Below are 23,224 nucleotides of genomic sequence, written 5' to 3'. Positions count from 1 at the left end.
GCGCCTCACGCTCAATGTTCTCAGAGCCGACCCCGAAAACATCCCGCTCAGCCACAAACGACTCAAAGCACGATGGGCCGATCAAGACCTACTCCGCCTCTTCACTCATATGCGATAGCCCTACCCTTGAGGGGGAGATGTCGCCGAAGGCGACAGAGGGGGTCGTTGCGCGTGGAGCGCCAACGTTCTTACGCGACTTGAAAGGACACCGGCGCGCTACGTGAGACGACCCCCTCTGGCCTGCCGGCCATCTCCCCCTCAAGGGGGGAGATTACGTCCGCCTATTCCGCTATCGCGGAAGTGCGCCCGCCTTAAAGATATGCAATGCTATATCTGCGGTACGAGGCCGCCGTGGTCGACGCGGACGCCCAAGCACATCCCCAACAATGTCGCCCCCAACGGCCGCGTCGACCATGAACTGAACGGCGATCTGACCCGGGTCGCCGTTTTGTTTTGCCGATCAGGCTTGCGACTTGGCGTATTCCGCGACCAACCCTTCATATTCCTCGAACGCCGGCAGGGCGGCGTAGCTGTGCACGGCGGGCGTCGTCGCCCAGGGCAATTTCTCGCTGGTCCAGGTCTCGATGAAGGGCGTGAACCAGCCGGGGTCATCGAGCATGGTCGGGCGCAGGTTGACGAACCAGTCGAGCCCTTCCGGCCGGGTGAACATCCAGGTCATGCAGTAGCCGCAGAAATAATGTTTTGACGCGCCATGCAGCCCGCCGATCACCGGCTCGCCCTTGGTGATCTCGAAACCTTCCGCGGGAATGGCGGCGCTCAGCGAATAGGCGCTGGACGACATCTTCTGGCAGCCGGTGCAGTGGCAGGCCATGGTGAGTAGCGGCTTGACTGAAATCTTCAGGCGCACACGGCCGCAGCGGCAGCCGCCTTCGGCGGGCAGGGACAGGTGAGGTAAGATGGAGCTCCTTGGGTTGGTTCTCCCTTCTCCCCTTGAGGGAGAAGGTGGATCGGCGCGAAGCGCCGAGACGGATGAGGGGTGTTGGAAGAAACGAGGCGTGGGTGCTTTCAGCGCCTGATCGCCTCCCCTCACTCCGTCCAGCACCCCTCATCCGTCGCCTTCGGCGACACCTTCTCCCACAAGGGGAGAAGGGGAAGAGCCCGTCAACGCCGCCGTCGTGGTCATGCGCAAACCCTGCTCTGCAAAGGCTTCATTGTAGCGCGCGACGATCTGCGGCGCTTTCTCGTTGTCGCTGTCCAACGTCGAATGCGCATCGGAAACCACGGTGACGCCGAGCCCTTCGGCAAAGGCGCCCTTGACGGTGGCGGCAACGCAGAAATCGGTCTGGGCGCCGATGAGCACCACGTCGCTCGCGCCCTGCCCTGCCACCCATTCGGCAAGGGCTGCGTTGGAAAAGGCGTTGCCGACGCTCTTGCCGAAGGTCGGCTCGTCGGCGGCCTGGCCGAGGTGCGGCCATACCGGCCAGCCGGAAGCGCCCGGCGCCAGCGGATCGCCCGCCGGCCCGTCATGGCGGACAAAGGCCACCTTGCGGCCGGTTTTCCGCGCCCATTCGATCAGGTTTCGAGCGCGCTCGGCGATTGCGTCGGCATCATGGATCGGCGGATCGAAACGGCCGTCGAACATGCCGGTCTGGAGGTCGATGACGATGAGCGGAGCGGCGGCGGAGGGGGCGTTTGGCATGGCGCGAAGATAGCGTGGCGGGTGGGTGGGTCAAGGCGGGGCGGGCCGGCAGGTGCTATCCTTGCGTCAAGGCTGACAATCCATAGTTGAATTATGAAAATCTTACAACTACAATTCGTCGAGGGATTGGGGAATGACAATGAATGAACAATACACCGTATTCCTGATCGGCGGAGGCACGGGCGGCGACGAGCAAGCGGTGTTCACGCTCGACGATCTAGGGACAAAGTGCCGGCTCACCTGCAGTTATCGGAACAAGGTCATCGAGGCGGAAGAAGACGACTATTTCGAAGCCCTGTGCCAAATCCGCAAGCAGCTCGAAGTAGAAGGAATACTGCCCTTTTGCTACGGCGCGAGTTGCAATGTTTTTCCTGAAGGCACCGTGACAGCGATGAGTCGTGGATTGGTGGTCTGCAAGGTGAAAGCGGGAGAGCATCCCAAAAAGGGCGACTTGGTCAATATATTTGACGAAGGTTATGACGTGGTGCCCGTATTCGTCAAAATGCAGCAGCAGTTTTGGGATTCATGGCTCGCCTCCCTGCCCTCTCATGAGTTGAGCAAAGAGAAGGTCGGCGCTGCGCCCCCTCTCTTGCGATTTCTAACACTTTGCTTCGCTAAGGTGTTGAAATCGCTATCTCCCCCGCTAGGCGGTAGATAGCGCCCGCCCTACGACATCAGCGGCATCGGACCTTTCAGCGCTTCCGCCAGCGCGTCCCGGAAGACCGCGATCGGGCGCGCGAGCCTTCCGGCCGGTGGGCGGTGGAGCAGCCAGCAGCGCACTTGCGGCCGGAAGCCGGGGCAGTCGACCACCTCGACCGCGTCGCGCCACGGGCTGCCCGACAGCGCGCCGGGAGTGACGACGCCGATGCCGTGGCCGCGCGCCACCAGCGACATCCTGAGATCGGCGGCCTGCGCCTCGACGCCGACATGGAAAGGCAGCCGCGCCACCTCGAAGCGGTGGCGGATGAAGGCGCGAAAGCCGCAGCCGGTCTCGTTGAGCACCCAGGGGCAGCGCGACAACGCGTCGAGCTCGGCCGGCTTCGGCACGCCAAGGCCTGGCGAGGCAACCAGCAAAACCTCCTGCACGCCGAGATCGTCACCCACCAATTCTGGCGGCGGCGCGACACCATCGGCGAGGCAGACGGCGACGGCGTCGATCTCGCTGTGCAGCACCTGCTCGACAAGACGCGGCGACAGGCTGGAGGTGATATTCAGCGTCAGTTGCGGGAAGGCGGCGCGCAAGCTGTCGAGCGGCTCAGACAAGGCGCTGGTCGAGAGGTAAGGCATGATGCCGAGGCGGAATTCGCCCCTCACCTCGCCGGCCGGCGAGACGCCGGCCTTCAGATCCTCCAGCGAACGCAGCACACGGCGGCCATGCTCATAGGCCTCGCGGCCCGAGGCGGTTGGCTTCAGCGGCTTTGACTGGCGATCAAGCAAAGGTGTAGCCAGCCGCTCCTCCAAATTCTGGATGCGGCGGGTCACACCGGGCTGGGTGAGGTTGAGCCGCGCCGACGCGCCGACGATGGAGCCGGTCTCGACAACGGCGACGAAGGCTTCAAGATCATGGATATTCATGCGTATCTCGCATAATCATTATCAGGTCAATTCAATTGTAGCATTATGCTTATCCCGAATAAAGTCTTCGCTGGATATGCGGACAGCGAGGAACCCTCATGCACGGAACTCACAACGCGCAACTGGCCGAGCCGGCTGAAACCATCACCAGATCGCAGACGCTGCTGTTTGCCGCTTCGGTCGGCATCATCGTCACCAACTTGTTCGCACCGCAGACGCTGGTCGGGCTGATCGGTCCGTCGCTCGGCGCCGCGGCGTCGGAAAGCGGTCTCGTCTCGATGGCGACGCTGCTCGGCTATGCCGCAGGGCTGTTCTTCCTGGTGCCGCTCTCCGACCTTGTCGAAAACCGCGTGCTGGTGCTGCGCATGCTAGGCGCAGCGGCGCTCGCCGCCGCCGTCGCTTCATTCGCGCCGTCGGCAAGCTCGCTGCTCGCCGTGCTGTTCGTCCTCGGCGCCGCCTGCTCCTGCATCCAGGTGCTGGTGCCGGTCGCGGCCTCAATGGCGCCGCCCGGACAGGACGGGCGCGTCATCGGCGACGTGATGAGCGGGTTGATGGTCGGCATCCTCTTGTCGCGCCCGCTCGCCAGCCTCGTCGCTGGCGCCTTCGGCTGGCGCGCCTTCTACGGCATCAGCGCCGCGGCGCTCGCGCTGCTCGCCATCCTGCTCGGCCTCACGCTGCCGAGACGGCGGCCGCTGGCGCGTGCGACCTATGCCGCACTCATAGCCTCGCTGCTGGAGCTCTTGCGGCAGGAGCCGGTGCTGCGCCGCCGGGCGCTGACGGCGAGCCTGGTGATGGCGGCCTTCAGCGTGTTCTGGACGGCGGTCGCGCTGCGCCTCGCCGCGCCGCCCTTCGATCTCGGCCAGCGCTGCATTGCGCTCTTCGCGCTGGTCGGCGCCGGCGGAGCGGTGGTGACGCCGATCTTCGGCCGCGCCGGCGACCGCGGCTGGACACGACCTGCGACGGTTCTCTGCCATCTCGGCCTGATCGCGGCGCTCGGCATCGCCGCATGGGCGGGCGCGGCGAACGCCGGCGGCGCATGGCTGCCGCTTATCCTGATGGGCGCAAGCGCGGTGCTGCTCGACATCGGCGTCACCGGCGTCCAGACGCTCGGCCGCCGCGCCATCAACCTGCTGCAGCCGAAAGCGCGCGGGAGGCTCAACGGGCTGTTCGTCGGGATATTCTTCATCGGCGGCGCCATCGGCTCGCTGCTGGCGGGGGTTGCGTGGGCGTGGGGCGGATGGAACGCGGTGTGCGCGGCCGGCGCCGCGTTCGGGGTGCTGGCGCTGGTGGTGGATTGGATGGAGTAGCGGACGTCTCTCCTTCTCCCCTTGTGGGAGAAGGTGGATCGGCGCGCAGCGCCGAGACGGATGAGGGGTGCTGGAGGGAATGAGGCGCGGAAAAATTGAGCGATTGTAACCGCTTAGTTCCTCAAGGCAGCGATCCGTCCAACACCCGTCCGAGCTTCGCTCGGCCACCTTCTCCCACAAGAGGAAAGGCGCTATTCAATCCCGCCCGTCACGACATACGCCCCCGCCGCGCGTCCATCCGCCAGCCGCACGATGGCCGTGACGATAGAGCCGTAGGAGCCACGCCAGACGCTATGAAAGGCTTGGTGTGTCGCGGCCGGCACGACCACCCGTCCAGAGCAGCGGTTGCCGCTGGCCTCCATGATGACCGACTCACCGTTGACGTGGACTTTGACGACCGCATCGGGCTCGGCCTCGCCCGCATCGATCTCCAGCGCAATCGCGATCTCGTCATTGTCGCCGGCGCGAACCGTCTCGGCACTCAGCGAAAGCGCGAGCGGCGCATCGCCAGGCCGATCCGCCACTGCCCTGCCCTCCACAAACACATCATCCGCAAGCGCCGGCACGCGCGGCGGTGTGGTGCGGCGCTGGGTGGCGCGCTCGTAATCGCCGGCGAGGCAAAGCAGCGTCCCATCGTCATAGGCCTTGCCGGCGAAGGTCAGGCCCACCGGCATGCCGATATCGGCCATGGTGCCCATCGGCACCGTCACCGTCGGAATGCCGAGATGGCGCCAGATGAGATTGCCGTTGGCGACCCAGGTGCCGTTGCGCCAGGCAAGTTCGGCAGACTGCTCATTGACGTCGGCATCGGCCGGGCCGACATCGGCGACGGCCGGCAGCACCACGGCATCGAGGCCGTTCGCCTGCAGCCAGTCCTCGAAATCGACGCGGCGCGTTTCCTCCAGGCCTTTCAGCCCGTCCTCGATGGTGGGAATGGCCGCGAGCGACGCCACACCCTTCCTCGCCCGCTCGACATAATCGGCGAGGTCGAGGTCGACATAGCGGTCGGGCAGCGTGCCCGGCGGCTGCGGGAAGATCTTTGGGCCGTCGACGGAGGCGAGATCGGGAAGCGCAGGATCGGCGTTGGCGCGCAAAAAGTCGTCCCAGGACCAGATGCAGAGGTCCCAGATTTCGCGATCGGCAAAATCCTTCGGCACAAGGCCGCGATCGACCATCGACAGCGCGCCCGGGCGGTCGCGCTCGTAGTTCGAGACGACGGGGAAATCGACCTCGACCACCTCGGCGCCGAGCGCTTCCAGGTCGCGCATCGCCTGCCGCCAAAGGTCGAGCACCGAGGCGCGGGTCTCGATCGGACGGTCGGCGCCGCTATCCTTGCCGATATACATTTTCGGCACGCCGAGCCGTTTTCTCCTTAGGGCGCCTTGCATCGCAAGCCCGGCGTAGCTCGCCGGCCTCAGCGCCGAGGCTTTGGGGATCGGCACCGAGCGCTGCACGCGCCAGAAATCGCCGCGCGCCTCTTCGTCGTCGGCGACGATCACGTCGAGCAGTTCCAGCATGTCGGGAACGGTCCGCGTGTGCGGCACCACCACATCCATCGTCGGCACCAGCGGCCAGTTGCCGCGCACCGAGATGACGCCACGCGAGGGCGTGTAGGCGACCAGCGCGTTGTTGGAGGCCGGCGCGCGGCCCGACGACCAGGTCTCCTCGCCGAGCCCGAAGGCGGCGAAGCTGGCAGCTGTGGCCGTGCCCGAGCCGTTCGACGAGCCGGAGGCGAAGGCGGCGGTGAGATAGTCGGCATTGTAGGGACTCTCGGCGCGGCCATAGACGCCGCGCTGCATGCCGCCATTGGCCATCGGCGGCATGTTGGTGAGGCCGATCAGCACCGTGCCCGCGGCGCGCAGCCGGGCGATGGTGAAGGCGTCTTCGGTGGCGACCAGATTCTCGAAGGCCGGCGAGCCGGCCGCGACCGTCAGGCCCTTCGCCTTATAGCTGTCCTTGGCGGTGTAAGGGATGCCGTCGAGCGGTCCGAGGGTTTTCCCCTCGCGACGGCGCCGGTCGGAGACGGCTGCTTCCTCGAACATTTTCGGATTGAGGATGGGCACGGCGTTGAGCGCAATGCCGTGGCGGTCGTAATGGGCGATGCGCCTCAAGTAAGCGCCGACCAGCTCGACGCTGGTGACGGTGCCGTCCTCCAGCGCGCGGCGCAGGTCGGCGATCGAGGCTTCGACGAGATGGAGTGCGGTCATGATTGCCCCAGTTGGCGTTCCGTCACACCCCCCTCTGCCCTGCCGGGCATCTCCCCCGCAAGGGGGGAGATCGGCTGGCACCGTCAGTTTCGCCAACTGCCAACGATGGAGAGATGGCGCGCCAAGGCCGAAGCTGCGAATCTCCCCCGAGTGGGGGGAGATGGCCGGTCCACCCCCCGCAGCGGCTGCGGAGGACGGGCAGGCCGGAGGGGAGTGCTGCCCCCGGGCGTGTCAGGTAATCCAAGAGCGCTATCCGTTTTCCCGACGAGTGCTCGCAGCCTCCCGTCGTCGTGCTCCACGCTCGATCCACCAGTCGTTCTGCCAATCCTCATAGCCGAGAAGCGAGCCCTCCATTCGTTCGAGAGCTTCGTTCCAGCCGGTTTTGGTGGACACCTTCGATATCAGCAGAAACGCGTCTATCCGCCACTCCTCCCCGGGAAGCGAGAAGAAGGCGCGTCTCCATCCCTGAAACCCAGGGAAGCGGGTGCGCTCGGCCTCGGTGAGCGGCGTGTCGACGATGCGGCGGACCAATCGGCCGGCTCGGACGAACGGATCGAAGCGCTCCAGCATTTCCGTCAACCAGTCCGTCGGATAGGCATCATGGAACACCGCTAGCGGCTTGCGGCCGTCGAGCATCAGCGGCAGCTCGAAATTCGTGTGAACGAGATAGGGAACGTCGCGGATCGGATGCCAGGACTCGATGCGATTGAACCTTGCGTCCGCCTCGCAAGGGGGATTGCAAATCGCGCCCAGCCGCAGGAGGTCTCCCGGTTCCAATTCCCATGAGCCGGACAGCGGAGTGCCACTACCGCAATCGAGGACCGCGCGAAGCTTTTCGAGATCGGGAACGTGAATGCGAGCCTCGGCAACCGACGATCCGGTCGCGGGATCGATTTCTTGCAAGACGAAATAGGTGGATTCGTCAGTGTTGGTCACGCGGCGACGATGGTCTCTCGGAACAGGCTTGTACAGGCCTCGTCTTGCCAGGTCGCATTCCTTGGCGCCCCCCTCTGCCCTGCCGGGCATCTCCCCCGCAAGGGGGGAGATCGGCTGGCACCGCCGCTTTCGCCAATCATCAGCAACGCGGCTCACAGCGTTTTGCTGTCGATCTGGCCGTTTTCCCTCATGAGTTCGATATAGGTCTTGGCCTGGGCATTACCGTGCTCAGCCGCCTTGAGGAACCACTTGGCCGCTTCCGGGTAGTTCGGCTTGCCGTCGATTCCAAAATAGTAAAGCGTGCCAAGGCTGAACTCGGCATCGACACTTCCAGTCTTGGCCGCCTCCAACCACCAGAACTCGGCGGCCTTACCGTCCCTGGCTGTACCTCTGCCGTTGGCATAGGCGTATGCGACGCCCAACTGACCTCGAACATTGCCCTGCCCGGCGGCCTTCTGCCACCATAGCAGAGCGTCCGCATCACTCTGGCCCAGACCTATACCTTTTGAATAAGCGACACCAAGATTCGATTGCGCGCTGGCATCGCCCTGGCTGGCGGCCTTCAGCCACCACCGCGCTGCACTGGCAGCGCTTTGGGTCACGCCAAGACCTTGCGAATAGACATTGCCGAGATTCGATTGCGCGCCGGCATCGCCCTGGTTGGCTGCCTTAAGCCACCAAGACGCCGCTTCCACGTCGTTCCTGGCTACACCGTTTCCCGTCGAGTAGGCATAGGCCAGCGCCGACTGCGCTTGATAAACACCACTAGTCGCGGCCTTCATCCACCATTGAACCGCCAGCCTCTCGTCCTGTGGCAGCCCCTCACCCAGGTGGTAGAGAACGCCGAGCATATATTGGCCGTTCGCGTTCCCCTGTTCCGCGGCCTTGCGCGCCCATGTAGCGGCCAGTTGACTGTCCTTCTCTACACCCAAACCGAACTTGTAAGCCTTGCTGAGCACATAGGCGGCCTCCGCATGCCCCTTGTCGGCCGCCCTGCGAGTCCACATCGCTCCTGTTTTGTCGTCTTTTTTGACGCCCAGGCCCTCAAAGTAAGCCTGACCGAGGCTGTACGCTGCCTCGATACTTCCCGCATCGATCGCCTTGCGCCACCAATAAAGCGCCTGCTCGTCGCTTTTGGTCAGCCCGCGGCCTTGAGAATAGAGAACGCCGAGCTGATACTCGCCATTTGCATTGCCCTTCTCCGCCGCCTTCCGCGCCAAACTGGCGGCAAGCTGATCGTCCTTCGCGACACCGCGCCCGAGAAAATAAGCCTGGCTGAGCGCAGATTCAGCCTCTGCATTTCCGCCGTCCGCGGACTTGCGCCACCAGTAAACCGCCTGCTCGTCGTTTTGTGCGGTTCCTTCGCCGCGCCAGTACATCGCGCCTAGATAGCCCTGCGAATCCCGGTTGCCCATGTTGGCCAGCAACGACAACTGACGGAATTCCTCTTCATAATCCTTGGCGAGAAACGCCGCCTGTACTTTCCGCGAGGCCGACCATTGCACGTAATAATTCCGCGTCGGCCAAAAACAGCACGAAAGCGGTCAGCACAAGCAAGATGAACGGGAACTTTCTTCGACGACGTGGCGGAGGCCAGCTCGGCACAGTTGTGTGCATTTCAAGCGGCAAGTCTTCACTGCTCACGCGCGCCAACCCCATCTACGATCCCCAGTAATCACTAGCGCAATCCGCGCTGTTCTGGAATATCCGCTGTGAGGGGATCGGGCTTCTACTCCGGCGCCCCCGCGAACAGCACCACGCCATCGCCTCCAGCCGCTGGCCAGTTGCGGATGGTGCGGTCGATGCCGCCGGTGATGAGCGTGCCGTCGGCGGCGAAGGCGACCGAATACATCGGGCCGGTGCCGGGGTCGAATTCGGCGATCTCGGCGCCCGTGTCCATGTTCCATATCCGCGCCGTGCCGTCGAGCGAGACCGAGCCCAGCTGCTTGCCGTCGGCTGACAGCGCCAGCGCGTAGACGGTGCCGGAATGGCCGTTGAAGCGGCGTACTTCCTTGAAGCTGTCGAGGTCCCAGAGCTTGATCGTGTAGTCGCCGCTGCCTGTCACCGCATGACGGCCGTCGGCCAGGTAGACCGCGCCATAGGCGCCGCGGTCGTGGCCGTGCCAGCTGCGCAGTTGCTTGCCCGAAACGATGTCCACAGCTTCAACTCGCCGTCGATGCTGCCCGTCAGCGCTCTTGTGCCGTCGGGCGAGATTGCGACGGAGCTTACGGCCCAGTCGTGGCCGGGCAGCACATGCAGGGCGGCGCCCTTCTCCAGGTCCCAGACGATGACGGAGCCGGTGTCGTGACCGCTGACAGCGCGCTTGCCGTCCGGGCTGATCTTCAGTTGCCTGACGCCGCCGTTCTGGCCTGAGGAGAAGACGTGCAGCACCGCGCCGTCGGACAACTGGCGCAAGACGATCTCGCCGTCGTCGCCGGCGGTCAGTGCCGTCTTGCCGTCGGGCATGAAGAGCGCGCTGCGCGCCATGTCCTTGTGGACGCCGAGGTCGCGGATCAGCCGCTTGCCGTCGATGTCCCAGAGTTTGATCACGCGGTCGGTGCTGGCGCTCATGATCTCGTGCCCGTCGGCCGACACCGCCAGCCAGACGACGGCGTCGCGGTGCCCTTCCGGCGCTGTCGGTGGCGCCGGCGGCGATGGCGGAGGCGGTGCCAGCGTCTGCGGCGGCGTTGCGGGCGCAAGTGCTGTCTGCTGGATGGGCTGTGCCGGAGTGGCCGGCTGTGTCGACTGCTGGATAGGTGTCGGCGGGGCGGGCTCGGCCGGCGAAGCAGCCGTCGGTGTCGGGGTAAGGGGCGCTGGCATGGGCTCGGCAGGCGGTATGGGCTTCGCGGCCTCGTGCACGGGCGCGGCCGGCTCTGGCGCCGGAGCTGGCGCCGGCTCGGCCGATGGCGGCGCCGGTTGTGTGGGGGTGGTGGCGACTTCCTTGGACTCGTTCGTTGCAGCCGGGGCGACCAGTTCGCGGCCAGCTTCTCGCCACGGGCCGAATTGGTCGGCGACGATGACGAGCAGCGCAAGCAGCGGCACGGCCAGCGCGATGCGGCGCAGCGTGGGGCGCCCGGCCGGTGCGATCTCGGCGTCGCGGCCGAAGAGAGGCGCCGAAGGATCGTGCTTTGCCGTCGCTGGCAGCAGGCCGGCCAGGAACAAAAGCCCGGCAAGAATCGAGAGCACGCCAGCCGTGCCGAAGACCTCGGCGCTCGTCGTGGCCAAGGGCTTGCCGCCCAGGGCCAGATAGAGCTTGGCGAAGCAAGCAAAGCCGACGACGAGCATCGCCAGCGCCAGCAGCGTGTCGGTCGATCTTTTCATCTATCCCCCCGTCCCTCTCCGCCCGGCGGCGGAAGGCGCATCGGCCATCCTAGCCGAGCTTTCTTGCCAGGCTAAGTGCAAGACATCACAGGAAGGAAGATAAATGTGCTTTGGCGGGGCCCGCATTCTTCCATCCAACCGCGGCCGGCATTTCGGGCTGCTCGGACAGATATCCCGGCGCCGGCGCGCATGATTCTTCATCTTCCGCATGATGAGCAGCCGACACTGTGAGCAGAAAGCCACATTCCCAAGAAATAGACTGAACTACTAGCCGGCTTGGTTGACAGGAAAGGTCCTTATGACATCATCCGGCGGGGATTTTCAGGAGAGCTTGGCATGAAGAAGATTTACGAGAAGCCTTCCCTGGCGAAAAAGGGCCGGCTTTCGACGGCTACTGCGCAGCTGGCGCCATCCACGCTGACTTAACGATTTCAGGACGCCAGGCAGCTTTCGCGTGAGCCTCCGCGGGGCTGAGCGATTCCGCGATCGTCAGGCATGGCGGATCGACCGGGCGCGATTGACAACGAGGGATGTCCCGCATAAGCCACCGGCAGGGCAATCAGGGGTTTGGATCATGAAGAAGACTTACGAGAAGCCTAGCATTGTTCGCAAAGGCAAGCTTTCGGCAATCACGAGTGTTGCTGTTTCCAGACCCGTTGGCTGAGGACTCTCTCCCAGCGTGTTTCATAAGAGGGTAAGCAGCATGCGTGACTTGAAGAAGACCTATGAGAAGCCGACCTTCGTCAAGAAGGGCAAGCTTTCGGCGATTACGAGCGTTGCGGTCTCCGGCCCGACCAACGGAAATGCGCCTGCCTAAGACTTCCCGGCGACGCGCCCCGGGCGCGGCAGCATAGGTCATTCAAAAAGACCTATTTGACCCCGACGCTGGTCAAGTAAATCTTTCCACGGCATCGCAACCGGCCCGGTCAACGCACATGGCTGCCGGGCCGGTTTTCTCACTGCGCCAGCACCAGCTCATCCAGCACAGCCTGCCAGTAGTGCTTCGTGGAAATCCGCACACGCGTCACGGCTTTGAGCAACGGCGCGTAATGGACCGGCGCCAGCGCAGACAGCACGATCTCATCGCTGGCAACCAACTCTTCACCCAGCCAGCTTTCGACCCGCGCCACCTCGCCTTCCGAAGCCAGCCACGCGGCGGTGAGCATCACCGAATGGAAGCCGAAGGGTTCGGTGCTGCCGAACTCGGCCTGATGGCCACTGCTCGTGTAGGCCACGTAGCCGCGTGACGGGCTGCCGTTGACATAGCCGTGGCTGTCCTTGACGTAGTGGCCCGTCAAGGCATTGAGGTTGCGCCAGTCGAGGCCGCCGTGGCCCGAAGAGACCTTCTGGAAGGGAAGCCTGGTCACGTCGTTGAAGCCGATCGTCTCGAGCACTGCTTCACTGGCGATCGCATCCGGCCGCAAAAGCCCGAGATCCGTCGCATAGGCCGAGAGTGTCAGCCGCCGGTCGAGGCCGGACCCCGAAATCGCCAGAGTGTCGACATCGGCCGGAAGATCGAAACAGAAGGCCCCCGGCGCAAGCGGTCTGGTGTCGAGGACCCTGCCCTTGCCCAGCAGCGACAGCGTTGCCTCGGTCGCCACGCCGCCGCGCAGGAAGCGCGCCGGCGAAAGGCCGACGGCCCTCGGCAGGTCCTCGCCGACGAGATCGGCGGGTGATCCCGGCAGTTCCACCAGGCGGAGCGACTGGTCCTCGTTGCCGGTGCTGACGCGCCAGCCCGGCGGCACCGAAACCACAAACCGGTAAGTTCCCGGCGCGCGCAAACGGGCCCGGCGCTTTCTTGCCGACATGACGAAATTGGCAAAGCCGCCATTGTTGGTGCGCACCGCGGCCAGAAAGGCGCCCTTCTCGTCATAGGCCCGCACCATGATGCCGGCGATCGGCCGGTCGGCCAGGCCGAACTTGCCGTCGCCGTCGACATCCATGAAGACGAAGGAAGAATAGTTCAGCGCGCCACGGCCGCCGCTCCAGTCGGCGCGGGGCGCGTAGTCGCGCGTCGGGTTGGGGCTGCCCAGCGCCTTGCGGCGCTTGCGACGCCAGCGCAAGGCGAGCGCGATAAGGGCGATGGCGCCGGCAAGGACGAGACCGGAAATGAAGAGGATGAGGGCCTCAGCCACGGCGGCGGCGCGATGGGCGAGAAACAATGTCCAAGACTACAGGCATGAATTGCGGTCCCCCTTCCAATTTTCTCAGCAGACTAGCGCCGAACAATCACGCTGCAAGTCATTGTCAGTGAAAGACCCTCTTGAGTTGAAATGCCGGCGGGACAGCGCCGACCTTACCTTCTCCCCTTGTGGGAGAAGGTGGCCGAGCGAAGCTCGGTCGGATGAGGGGTGTTCCAGCTTGGCAGATACGTCCAGGCTATCCCGGCAAGCGACAACATCACCAACGTCTCATTCCTTCCAGCACCCCTCATCCGTCTCGGCGCTGCGCGCCGATCCACCTTCTCCCACAAGGGGGAGAAGGTCAGGTCGCCACTTCCACCCACGCCGGCGCGTGGTCGCTGGCGTTGTCATGGCCTCGCACCTCGCGATCGATCCCCGCCCCTTTCAGCTTTCGCGCCAGCTTCTTCGACAGCAGAATGTGGTCGAGCCTGAGGCCCGCGTCGCGCGGCCAGCGGTTCCGGCGGTAGTCCCAGAACGTGTAAAGCCTCTCCTCCCTCGGGAAGGCTTTTCGCAGCGCGTCCGTCCAGCCCTGCTCGATCAGCGCGGCGAAGGCGGCGCGGCTTTCAGGCTGCACCAGCGCGTTGTCGTCATAGGAGCGGGTCTGGTAGATATCTCGCGGCTCGGGCACGATGTTGTAGTCGCCGGCCAGCACCACCGGCAGCCCGGTATCAAGCAACTGTTCCGCATGCGCCGCGAAGCGCTCATGCCAGGTGAGCTTGTAGGTGAATTTCGGCCCCGGCTGCGGGTTACCGTTGGGCGCGTAGAGGCAGGCGATGACAACGCCATCGACCGCCGCCTCGATGTAGCGCGCCTGGCGGTCGGCATCGTCGCCCGGGAGTTCGTCGCGTGTCAGCACCGGCTCGGCGCCCCTTGCCAGAATGGCGACGCCGTTCCAGGTCGGCTCGCCCTTCCACACCGCGCCATAGCCAGCCTTGGCGAGCCGGGTCAGCGGAAACTGCGTGTCGCGCGCCTTCAGCTCCTGAAGGCAGACGACGTCCGGCTTGGCGCGGGCGAGCCAGGCCAGGAGGTTTTCGAGGCGGCTGTTGATGTTGTTGATATTGAAGGTGGCGAGTTTCATTTGCCGAAGTGGCCCCTCGCTTCGTAGTCCTCGGGCTTGACCAGACGATCCATGCCGTGACGCATGCCGAAGAACGCGGCGGGCGAGAATTCAGCACCGTCGCAACGTTCGAAGATAACGGCATGGATCCTAGGGTCTGCGCGCGTCGCTTCGCTCCTTGCTCCGCCCTAGGATGACGAAGCCGATGGCTGCGCCATCCGGGCTTTAATCGTCTCCGCCACCGTCTTCAGATGATCGCCCGTCGAAAACCCCGAAATCGCCTTGCGCGGTTTCAGATCGTGGTCGCCGTCTTCCAGCCAGATCACCTCTATTGCCGCGGAAAGGCCGTAGGTCGCGACCTCGTCCTTCGTGCCGAACTCGTCGCGCGTGCCTTGAAAAATCAGCGTCGGCGTCTTCAAGTCCGCGAGGTGCTTTGTTCTCAATTGCTCGGGCTTGCCGGGCGGATGGAAGGGATAGCCGAGACAAACCAGGCCCGCGATCTCGCCCTTGGCGAACATCTCGTCGGCGACCATCGAGGCGACGCGCCCGCCCATCGACTTGCCGCCGATGATCAGCTTGCCGGTCACGCCCTTGGCCCTGAGATCGGCGATCGCCTTGATGTATTCGGGGTTCACCGTCTCGGCGCGCGGCGGCGGCTTGCGATGGCCGTAGCGGCGCGCGGCCATGTAGTGGAACTCGAAGCGCGCGACGCGAAGGCCGGCCGCGGCGAGTGCTTTTGCGGTGGCGGCCATCGAGGCGGAATCCATCGGCGCGCCGGCGCCATGGGCGAGCAGGATGGTGACGGGCGCGGTGTCGGGGCCGTCGAAGAGGAAATAGGTCATGGGGTGGTATCTCGCGCGACGCCGACGCTGCTGATCTCCCCCCTTGTGGGGGAGATGCCCGGTAGGGCAGAGGGGGGCGCGAAGGAACGCCAGCTTTCGGTCAAATCTCTCCGGGACGAGACGGTCCGAAACGGATCGATCCGTCGGCGGGACAGCGCCCCCCTCTGTCCTGCCGGACATCTCCCCCACAAGGGGGGAGATTGGCTGTCATCTCGGCCTTCGCTAATCATCCTCACCCCGCCGTGCGAGCCATGTGCAAATCGACGAACTGGATGCCCTTCTGCGCAGTGCGCGCCCATTCCGACTCCGCATCGAGCTCCAAATACCGCGCCCACAGCCGGCGCGCCTCGATCAGATTGCCCGCATCGAATTCCAGTCGCGCGAGGTTGAACACCGGGTCGGCATAGGCCTTGTCGAGCGCGATCGCCTTCTGCAGATGCCGCCGCGCCGAAGCGACCTTGCCCTCGTCGCTCATCAATCCGGCGAGGTTGAACCAGGCCTCGACAAAACCCGGATCGAGCTTGATCGCACGGGCGTAGTCGTGCGCGGCTTCCACCACGCGGCCGGCGCCGCACAGGCAGTTGGCGCGGTTGAAGGCGGCAATCGCATCCTTGGGATCGATCGCCAGGCAGCGCTGATAGAGCGCGGCCGCGTCGTCGTGGCGCCCCTCCTCTTCCGCGGCTTCCGCCTCGGCGAACAATTCCTCAAGCGTGTCGTCTTCCGGCGAGCCGAGATCGAACAACAACTGCCCGTCGAGCTCGCTCTTGCCCTCATCGAGATAGATCGCGTCCGGCCGACCGTGCTGGGAGCCGAGATTGAGCGACTTGGCGGTGAGCGAGGCGACCGGGCCGGAGCGGTGGACGGAACGCGCGATGGCGCCCCAGGCGGCGCCGCTGGCGATCAGCCCGGCATATTTCCTGGCCAGAATCAGGTCGCGGAAGGAATAGGGTTCGCCGTCATGCTCGAAGGCGTCGAATAGCGACAGCATATCGAGATCGTCGCCGGCCAGCCGCGACTGGTCGATGAGCGATTGCCTGGACAGCGACGACGCCTCCGGCGCCTTCATCAACCCTAGCAGGCGCAAAAAGCCGTTCTCGCTGATGAGCGCTCGGCCGGCGTCGCGCTCGGACTTCGCGCGGCGCTCGATCTCGGCATCGCCCGTCTTCGTCGTTCCCGCCTTGGCAAGAAGCGTGCGTCCGAACACGACATTGGTGGTGCGGCGGGTGACGCCGCGCCTCAGCTCTGCATGGCGGCGCTCGACCTCGCGTGCGGCAAGCCTGTGCGGAAAGGCGGCCAGCGCGCCGACGACGCCGAAGACAGCGCCGGGGAGGATCACCGGCCCTCCGGTCACTTCTTGCTCTTGCCGACGGCCTTCAGCAAATTCGCCTTCAGCGGGTTCTCAGGCGCGCCGCCGCCAGCAGCCGCCTTCTTGGCGGGCTTCGCCGGCGCCTCGTCGGCCTTGCTCTTCGACTTGGCGGGAGGCTTCGCCTGCTGCGACAGGCTGGCCTTCAGCGCATCCATCAGGTTGATGACGTTGCCGCGCTCCGGTGCCGCCGCAATGATCGGCTTGTGGCCCTTCAGCTTCTCGCGGATCATCGCCATCAGCGCCACTTCATAGCGATCCTCATAGTTCTTCGGATCGAAATGGGTTTCCTTCTGCTTGATCAGCGCCTGGGCGAGATCGAGCATTTCCGGGTCCGGCTTGCCAGCAGGGATGTTGCCGAAATATTCAGTCGTGCCGCGCACTTCGTTGGGATTCCTCAAGGTGCAGACGAACATGCCGTTCTCGCGCGCGCCGATCGTCACCACGCGCTCGCGGCTGGAGAGAACCAGGCGCGCGATCGCCAGCTTGCCGGACTTGCGCATCGCCTCGCGCAGCACCGCGAAGGTCTCCTCGGCCATGGCCCCATCGGGCGCGAGATAATAGGGCGAGTCCTGATAGATGACATCGACCTCGCTCTCATCGACGAAAGCCTCGATGTTCATGGTGTGGTTGGATTCGATCCGGACCGCGTCGAGGTCGCTATCATCGATGATGATGTATTGCTTGTCCTCGTATTCATAGCCTTTGACCAGGTCGGAGCGCTCGACAAGGCCGAGCTCGGGGTCGACCGGCTTCATGTTGATGCGGTTGTGCGTCTTCTTGTGCAGCTGGTTGAACGAGATGCGTTCGCTCGCGCTGGTGGCCGGATAAAGCCGGACCGGACAGCTGACGAGGCTGAGCTTGAGGTAACCTTTCCAACTTGCCCTGGGCGCCATGATGAACTCCTACGCGGCCATGCACTGACAGTTAGTTGCAGCGCTCCGCTCAAGGACGGTTGGCGCTGTGGAAATCCTACACCGACCCCTAACCTTATAAGCAAAACCCTAGCGAAGTGTTTTCGGAGCCGCCGGGAGGATAGTTCAAATTGTAGCGAGCGTCGATGGAGAGGAAGCTGAGACGCTGGCGGGACAGCGCCCCCCTCTGTCCTGCCGGACATCTCCCCCACTTGGGGGGAGATTGGCAGCTTCGGCGCCGGCTCATCACCACCAGCGCTGGCGATTAGCGAAGGCCAATGCGACATCCAATCTCCCCCCTCGTGGGGGAGATGTCCGGCAGGACAGAGGGGGGCGTGAAGGAACGCGACGCTCGCTATCCTGCCTTCTCCATCGCAGGCAAATCCCGCGCCATCTCATCTATCTCCGCCCACGGATCCCCCGACGTCTCCAGCAATCCCGGCAGCGAGGCGTAGTTTAGGTCCTCCGGCGCGTCGATCGCCTCCAGGTCGGTCCAGCTCACGGGCGTCGAGGCCGGCAGGTTGGTGCGGGCGCGCAGCGAATAGGGGGCGGCAGAGGTGTGTCCACGGGCGTTGCGATGGAAATCGATGAAGATGCGCTTCTTGCGGTTTTCCTTGCCCATGGTCGTGGTGAAGGTGTCGGGCGCGGTAGCCGCGAGCAAAGTGGAAATGGCGCTCGAAGCCTGGTGCAGTTTCTTCCAGTTCTGCTTGCGCGTCACCGGGACCGTGATGTGAATACCCTTGCCGCCGGATGTCTTGGCGAACGGCACCAGGCCGAGGCTTTCCAGCCCGGCCTTGATGTGGACGGCCGCCTCCACCACCTCGCGCCACGAAATCCCCTCGCCCGGGTCGAGGTCGAAGACGATCTGGTCGGGCTTGTCGAGTTTCGTCCGGTGCGTGCCCCAGGTGTGGAACTCGACGACGCCGAATTGCGCCAGCGCCAGATAGCCCTTAGCGTCCTCGACCGACAGATAGGTCTTGGTCTCGCCTTCCGAATTGGTGCTCTCGAACACCGCCACCGAAGGCGGCATGCCGGTGAAGGCGTGGCGCTGGAAGAAGCAGTCCTGCGGCTTGCCCGTCGGGCAGCGCACCAGCGACACCGGGCGACCGATGATGTGCGGCAGCATGAAATCGCCGACCAGCGCGTAATAGACGGCGATGTCGAGCTTGGTCGGACCGGTCTTGCCGAACAGCCGCCGTTCCGGATTGGTCACCCAGATGGTGGCGAGGTCGGATTCGGCGATCAGCCGCTTGCGCTTGACCGGCACCGGCGTGGTCAGCCCGCCGACGTCGCGCAAGCCGCGAAAGACGCCGTGGCGCAGGGCGTTGTCAGCGGTGCGGTTGGAATAGTGGATGCGAGCCGACAGCAGCGGCTTCACCCAGTGCATCTCGCGCATGATCTCGCGCGGCACGCCTTCGGGCGGCGTAGCGCCGGCGGTCAATCGCTCCAGCCTTGCAAGCAGGTCCGCCGCCATCTCCGCGTCGAAGCCGGTGCCGACCTTGCCGCGATAATGCAATTCGCCATCGACGAACTCGGCCATGCCGAGAGCGGCAAGCCCTTCCGCACGGTCGGAGACGGTGTAACCGGCAATGACGAAATCGCCTTTCTGCAAGGCCTTGACCTTGGTCCAGCTCTTGGTGCGGCCGCTTTGGTAGATGGCATCGGCGCGCTTTGAGACGACGCCTTCGAGCCCCAGTTCCGTCGCCTGATCGTAGAGCCCCCGCCCATCGCCCTCGACATGGTCGCTGAACTGGATGGCGGAGTTCGGCGCCTGACCGGCGAGCAGTTCGGCAAGCAGCGCCTTGCGCTTCTGCAACGGCACCTTGTGCAGATCCCAGCCATCGAGGTGGAGAAGATCGAAGGCATAAAAATGCAATTTCGAGCCGGCGCCCTCGGCCAGCGCGTCCTGCAGCAGCGCGAAGCGGGAGATGCCCTTGTCGTCGAGCACCATGATCTCGCCGTCGATGATCGCCTGGCTAAGCGGCAGACGCGCGAAAGCCTGCGGAAGATCGCCATAGCGCTTGGTCCAGTCGATGCCGCCGCGGGTGATCAGCCGCACCTCTCCGTCCACCACATGCGCCATGGTGCGGTAGCCATCGAACTTGATCTCGTGCAGCCAGAGCTCGCGCGTGTTCTCCGCCGGCCCCTCGCCGCCCGGCGGTTTCGGCACCTGCGTGGCAAGCTGCGGCTCGATGCGGGTCGGCGGGTCGCCTCTGACGGCGCCAGGCAGCGCGCCGGGTTTCAGCGATCCCGGTTTCGGCGGCAGGCGCTGCGGCTTCTTCTCGGCGACCAGCTCCTCGATGCGGCGGCCCGACTTCACACTTTCCGGCCGCGCCTCGAGAATGTCGAGACTGGTGTCGGAAGCAAGGTCGCGCTCCTTGAAGAGCAGCCAGTTCTTCTTGTTCTCGTCTTCGCCGGGCTTCGGCTTCAGCCGGGTCAGCATCCAGCCGCCATTGAGTTTTTGACCGGCCAGCCGGAACTTGAAGGCGCCGGTCCTGAGGCTCTTTTCGACATCCTCCATCGGCGCCCAGGTGCCGGTGTCCCAGACGATCATCGGCCCGCCGCCATACTCGCCCTTGGGGATGAAGCCCTCGAAGTCGATATATTCGATCGGATGATCCTCGGTCTCGACGGCGAGGCGCTTGTCGGCCGGGTTGAGCGAGGGGCCGCGCGGCACCGCCCAGCTTTTCAGCACGCCGCCGACTTCGAGGCGAAGGTCATAGTGGTCGGCGGTGGCATGGTGCTTGTGCACGACGAAGCGGTTGCCGCCCTCGCCTGCCAATCCGCCAGATGGCTCAGGTGTGCGGCTGAATTCGCGCTTGGCGCGGTAGGGTTTGAGTTTGGCAGGGGTTGGCATGGGTTAAAGTTCTGAGCGCGCGGCAAACAAGGGCAAACGCCGCGTTCCGTCACACCCCCCTCTGTCCCGCCAGCATTTCGGATTGTCTTGTAGCGCAGTGGCTCGACGAAATAGGCGCCACCCTCAATCGTCAGCAGCCGGCGTCAATTCGAGCTCGACCGGCGTCAACCCCTGCCTGAGCTGGCTCAGCCGGAACTCGTCGACCCAATAGGCCTCGCCGTCGACCAGCACGCGGGCGCTGTACGTGCCGCCGGAAAAGCTCTGCGCGGTGACATAGACCTTGTGGCGGTCGAGCGCCTTCTTCACCGCGGCGCGGCGGGAATTTTCTCTCGCGACGGGACTGGCCATGACCTCACTCTGTGCACGCTCCCACTGAAATGGCGGCTGCCTATAAGGATGGCGGAGAGCGGCGGGCGAGTCAATTTCGGTGCGACGACGGCGCTGACGCCGCCGCGGTCGACAAGTTCCGAACGCCGCTGAGCTTCGCCATCGACGGCTTGACCAGAGGATGGCGAAGCGGGTGTTGCCACCTCAATAATTCATTCCGGGCGGCATTGTTGGAGCGGCCTCACTCTTCGGCTTTTCCGCCACCATCGCCTCGGTGGTGACCAGAAGCCCTGCGATGGAGGCGGCATCCTGCAACGCGGTGCGCACCACCTTGGCGGGATCGATAACACCTTGGCTGTAGAGATCGCCGTAGTCGCCGGTCTGGGCGTTCCAGCCGAAAGAGAACTGCCCGTTCTCGCGCAACCTGCCGACGATAATCGAGCCTTCGGCGCCCGCGTTCTCGGCGATCTGGCGCACCGGCGTTTCCAGCGCCCGGCGCACGATCTCGATCCCGGTCTTCTGGTCGGGGTTGTCGACCGCAGCAGCGTCGAGCGCCTTTGCGGCTCTCAGCAGCGCCACGCCGCCGCCCGGCAGGATGCCTTCCTCAACCGCGGCGCGGGTGGCGTGCAGCGCGTCGTCGACGCGATCCTTACGCTCTCGGACCTCGACCTCGGTCGAGCCGCCGACGCGGATGACCGCGACGCCGCCAGCGAGCTTGGCCAGGCGCTCCTGCAGCTTCTCGCGGTCATAGTCCGAGGTGGTCTCCCCGATCTGCTGCTTGATCTGGGCGACGCGGCCCTGGATCTCCTCCTTCCCGCCGGCGCCGTCCACGATGGTGGTGGCCTCTTTCTCGACCATCACCCGCCTGGCGCGCCCAAGCATGTCGAGCATGACGTTCTCCAGCTTGATGCCGAGATCTTCCGAGATGACCTGCCCGCCGGTGAGGATGGCGATGTCTTCCAGCATGGCCTTGCGGCGGTCGCCGAAGCCCGGAGCCTTCACGGCGGCGATCTTCAGGCCGCCGCGCAGCTTGTTGACCACCAGCGTGGCCAGAGCCTCGCCTTCGACGTCCTCGGCGATGATGAGCAGCGGCTTGGTGGACTGCACCACCGCCTCCAGGATCGGCAGCAGCGCCTGCAGGTTGGACAGCTTCTTCTCATGGATGAGAAGATAGGCGTCCTCCAGTTCGGCGCGCATCTTGTCCTGGTTGGTGATGAAGTAGGGCGACAGGTAGCCGCGGTCGAACTGCATGCCTTCGACGACTTCCAGCTCGGTCACGGCGGTCTTGGCCTCCTCGACGGTGATGACGCCTTCGTTGCCGACCTTCTGCATCGCCTCGGCCAGGAAGCGGCCGATCTCGGCATCGCCATTGGCCGATATAGTGCCGACCTGGGCGATTTCGTCGTTGCGGGTCACCTTGCGGGCATTGGCCTTGATCTCGGCGACGACCACTTCGACGGCGCGGTCGATGCCACGCTTCAGGTCCATCGGGTTCATGCCTGCGGCCACGGCCTTCGCCCCTTCCCGCACAATGGTCTGCGCGAGCACGGTGGCGGTGGTGGTTCCGTCGCCGGCGATGTCGCTGGTCCTCGAGGCTACCTCGCGCACCATCTGCGCGCCCATGTTCTCGAACTTGTCCACCAGCTCGATTTCCTTCGCCACCGTCACGCCGTCCTTGGTAATGCGCGGGGCGCCGAACGACCTGTCGATGACGACGTTGCGGCCTTTCGGGCCGAGCGTCACCTTCACCGCGTCGGCCAGTATATCGACGCCACGCAGCATCTTGTCTCGGGCCTCGGTGTGGAATTTCACTTCCTTGGCAGCCATGGATCCCTCCCTCCGCGAGGCTCTGCAACCAGACCTCGCACGCCTATCGCAACTAGGCTGGCGCAAAGGGGTTTCAAGGGCGCCGTTCCGGAATTTTTGGGCGCCCGCCTTGATACCAACGCGCTGTAATCATGAGGTTATTCGGGATAGCGAAACGGAGACAGCGGCTCCCTCGCTCGCCGTCGATACTTGTGCGCCGCAGCATCGGAACACTTCGCCTCGTCAGCCCGTTCAAAGAGACCCGGCCGCCGGCCTTGCCAGGCCTTCGCGCAAGCGGCACAAGAGGCTATGCCGCCGCTGGCGAGCAAGGGAGATAGCGATGGTTCAGATCAGGGCGATGACGAAGAACGACCTGGCCGCCGTCTCCCAGCTGCTCGGCCAGTCCTGGCGGCGGACCTATGCGCCGATCATGGGCGAAGACACCACGGCCAGGCTGTCCGACGAGAAGCATGCGCCCGAGAAGCTCGCGGCCGAACTTGCAGACGACGACAAGATGTCCTTCGTCGCCGAGCGGACCGACGGCTCCATCGCCGGCTATGCTATGGCGGCGATGGACGAGAACGGCGACGTCATGCTCGACCGGCTGCATATCGAGCCGCAGGAATTCGGCAGGGGCCTTGCCGTCGACCTTCTGCATGCCGTGCTCGCCGCCCATGCCGGCATCCCCAGCATCGCTCTGGAGGTGATCGAGGGCAACGACCGGGCGGTTGCCTTCTATCGCAAGCACGGTTTTGAGGTGGTCGAGCGCCGCCCCGCCGCGCACGGGGTCGGCGGCCACGCCTCGCTGATCATGCGCCGGCTGCTGCCGATGGCCTGAGGCGCTGGACGTGCTTCGTCCCGGCCCTATA

21 protein-coding genes are annotated in these 23,224 nt (G+C 64.8%); 5 read left to right on the top strand and 16 right to left on the bottom strand.

Annotation, left to right across the window (positions count from 1 at the left end):
• Positions 1 to 460: 460 nt before the first annotated feature.
• Both AC4FWB_RS14435 and AC4FWB_RS14430 read right to left on the bottom strand, forming a co-directional pair.
• Entirely contained in the window at positions 461 to 919 is a 459-nt protein-coding gene (locus AC4FWB_RS14435; protein ID WP_491026793.1) for a GFA family protein, read from the bottom strand.
• Positions 920 to 1,066: 147 nt separating this feature from the next.
• Entirely contained in the window at positions 1,067 to 1,660 is a 594-nt protein-coding gene (locus tag AC4FWB_RS14430) for an isochorismatase family protein (RefSeq protein WP_491026780.1), read from the bottom strand.
• 133 nt (positions 1,661 to 1,793) lie between these two features.
• Here AC4FWB_RS14430 and AC4FWB_RS14425 point away from each other — a divergent pair, with 133 nt between their 5' ends.
• Positions 1,794 to 2,318: a hypothetical protein gene (locus AC4FWB_RS14425; RefSeq protein ID WP_491026779.1), complete on the top strand. Its 525-nt coding sequence runs from the start codon at positions 1,794 to 1,796 to the stop codon at positions 2,316 to 2,318.
• Positions 2,319 to 2,326: 8 nt separating this feature from the next.
• On the opposite strand, the gene AC4FWB_RS14420 is transcribed toward AC4FWB_RS14425, so the two are convergent.
• Positions 2,327 to 3,235, bottom strand: a complete 909-nt coding sequence (locus tag AC4FWB_RS14420; protein WP_491026778.1) for a LysR family transcriptional regulator — start codon at positions 3,233 to 3,235, stop codon at positions 2,327 to 2,329.
• Positions 3,236 to 3,333: 98 nt separating this feature from the next.
• Between AC4FWB_RS14420 and AC4FWB_RS14415 the strand changes: the two genes are divergently transcribed.
• Complete coding sequence (locus AC4FWB_RS14415) at positions 3,334 to 4,542, top strand: MFS transporter (RefSeq protein WP_491026776.1); 1,209 nt, start codon at positions 3,334 to 3,336, stop codon at positions 4,540 to 4,542.
• Between the two features lie 191 nt (positions 4,543 to 4,733).
• Here the strand turns inward: AC4FWB_RS14415 and AC4FWB_RS14410 are convergent, their stop codons facing one another.
• From AC4FWB_RS14410 to AC4FWB_RS14390, 5 genes are all read right to left on the bottom strand, one after another.
• Entirely contained in the window at positions 4,734 to 6,749 is a 2,016-nt protein-coding gene (locus AC4FWB_RS14410) for an amidase (protein WP_491026775.1), read from the bottom strand.
• A 249-nt stretch (positions 6,750 to 6,998) separates the two neighbouring features.
• Positions 6,999 to 7,685 (bottom strand): hypothetical protein, encoded by a 687-nt coding sequence (locus AC4FWB_RS14405; RefSeq protein WP_491026774.1) that lies wholly within the window; start codon positions 7,683 to 7,685, stop codon positions 6,999 to 7,001.
• 152 nt (positions 7,686 to 7,837) lie between these two features.
• Positions 7,838 to 9,190 (bottom strand): SEL1-like repeat protein, encoded by a 1,353-nt coding sequence (locus AC4FWB_RS14400; protein ID WP_491026773.1) that lies wholly within the window; start codon positions 9,188 to 9,190, stop codon positions 7,838 to 7,840.
• A gap of 224 nt (positions 9,191 to 9,414) precedes the next feature.
• Positions 9,415 to 9,843 (bottom strand): WD40 repeat domain-containing protein, encoded by a 429-nt coding sequence (locus tag AC4FWB_RS14395; protein ID WP_491026771.1) that lies wholly within the window; start codon positions 9,841 to 9,843, stop codon positions 9,415 to 9,417.
• Positions 9,747 to 11,006, bottom strand: a complete 1,260-nt coding sequence (locus AC4FWB_RS14390; protein ID WP_491026769.1) for a WD40 repeat domain-containing protein — start codon at positions 11,004 to 11,006, stop codon at positions 9,747 to 9,749. Before AC4FWB_RS14390 ends, AC4FWB_RS14395 begins: the two co-directional genes overlap by 97 nt.
• Positions 11,007 to 11,342: 336 nt before the next feature.
• On the opposite strand from AC4FWB_RS14390, the gene AC4FWB_RS14385 reads away from it, so the two are divergent.
• Together AC4FWB_RS14385 and AC4FWB_RS14380 are read left to right on the top strand one after the other, a co-directional pair.
• The gene (locus tag AC4FWB_RS14385) at positions 11,343 to 11,432 is read left to right on the top strand and encodes a putative RiPP precursor (protein ID WP_491026768.1); all 90 of its coding nucleotides are present in this window, start codon (positions 11,343 to 11,345) and stop codon (positions 11,430 to 11,432) included.
• Positions 11,433 to 11,709: 277 nt separating this feature from the next.
• The gene (locus tag AC4FWB_RS14380; RefSeq protein ID WP_491026767.1) at positions 11,710 to 11,823 is read left to right on the top strand and encodes a putative RiPP precursor; all 114 of its coding nucleotides are present in this window, start codon (positions 11,710 to 11,712) and stop codon (positions 11,821 to 11,823) included.
• Between the two features lie 139 nt (positions 11,824 to 11,962).
• Here AC4FWB_RS14380 and AC4FWB_RS14375 read toward each other — a convergent pair whose 3' ends face one another.
• From AC4FWB_RS14375 to groL, 8 genes are all read right to left on the bottom strand, one after another.
• Positions 11,963 to 13,141 carry a hypothetical protein gene (locus tag AC4FWB_RS14375; RefSeq protein WP_491026766.1) on the bottom strand — a complete coding sequence of 393 codons (1,179 nt, stop codon included), beginning with the start codon at positions 13,139 to 13,141 and terminating at the stop codon, positions 11,963 to 11,965.
• Between the two features lie 349 nt (positions 13,142 to 13,490).
• Positions 13,491 to 14,267 carry an exodeoxyribonuclease III gene (locus AC4FWB_RS14370; protein WP_491026764.1) on the bottom strand — a complete coding sequence of 259 codons (777 nt, stop codon included), beginning with the start codon at positions 14,265 to 14,267 and terminating at the stop codon, positions 13,491 to 13,493.
• A 167-nt stretch (positions 14,268 to 14,434) separates the two neighbouring features.
• On the bottom strand, positions 14,435 to 15,088 hold the full coding sequence (locus AC4FWB_RS14365) for an alpha/beta hydrolase family protein (RefSeq protein WP_491026763.1): 654 nt from the start codon (positions 15,086 to 15,088) through the stop codon (positions 14,435 to 14,437).
• 232 nt (positions 15,089 to 15,320) lie between these two features.
• A complete protein-coding gene (locus AC4FWB_RS14360) occupies positions 15,321 to 16,424 on the bottom strand; it encodes a tetratricopeptide repeat protein (RefSeq protein WP_491026762.1) in 1,104 nt (367 codons plus the stop codon).
• 11 nt (positions 16,425 to 16,435) lie between these two features.
• Positions 16,436 to 17,347, bottom strand: coding sequence for a non-homologous end joining protein Ku (gene ku / locus AC4FWB_RS14355; protein ID WP_491026760.1), 912 nt, complete (start codon positions 17,345 to 17,347; stop codon positions 16,436 to 16,438).
• Between the two features lie 373 nt (positions 17,348 to 17,720).
• Positions 17,721 to 20,222, bottom strand: coding sequence for a DNA ligase D (gene ligD, locus AC4FWB_RS14350; RefSeq protein WP_491026759.1), 2,502 nt, complete (start codon positions 20,220 to 20,222; stop codon positions 17,721 to 17,723).
• Between the two features lie 123 nt (positions 20,223 to 20,345).
• Positions 20,346 to 20,570: a hypothetical protein gene (locus tag AC4FWB_RS14345; protein ID WP_491026758.1), complete on the bottom strand. Its 225-nt coding sequence runs from the start codon at positions 20,568 to 20,570 to the stop codon at positions 20,346 to 20,348.
• A 183-nt stretch (positions 20,571 to 20,753) separates the two neighbouring features.
• Positions 20,754 to 22,376: a chaperonin GroEL gene (groL, locus tag AC4FWB_RS14340; protein WP_491026757.1), complete on the bottom strand. Its 1,623-nt coding sequence runs from the start codon at positions 22,374 to 22,376 to the stop codon at positions 20,754 to 20,756.
• Between the two features lie 319 nt (positions 22,377 to 22,695).
• On the opposite strand from groL, the gene AC4FWB_RS14335 reads away from it, so the two are divergent.
• Positions 22,696 to 23,193, top strand: coding sequence for a GNAT family N-acetyltransferase (locus AC4FWB_RS14335; protein ID WP_491026756.1), 498 nt, complete (start codon positions 22,696 to 22,698; stop codon positions 23,191 to 23,193).
• Positions 23,194 to 23,224 lie beyond the last annotated feature (31 nt).

The sequence above is a fragment of the Mesorhizobium sp. LEGMi-168a genome (genome assembly GCF_058312955.1).
Note: the sequence above shows the minus strand (reverse complement) of the source record. Positions and strands in the feature narration are given on the sequence as shown.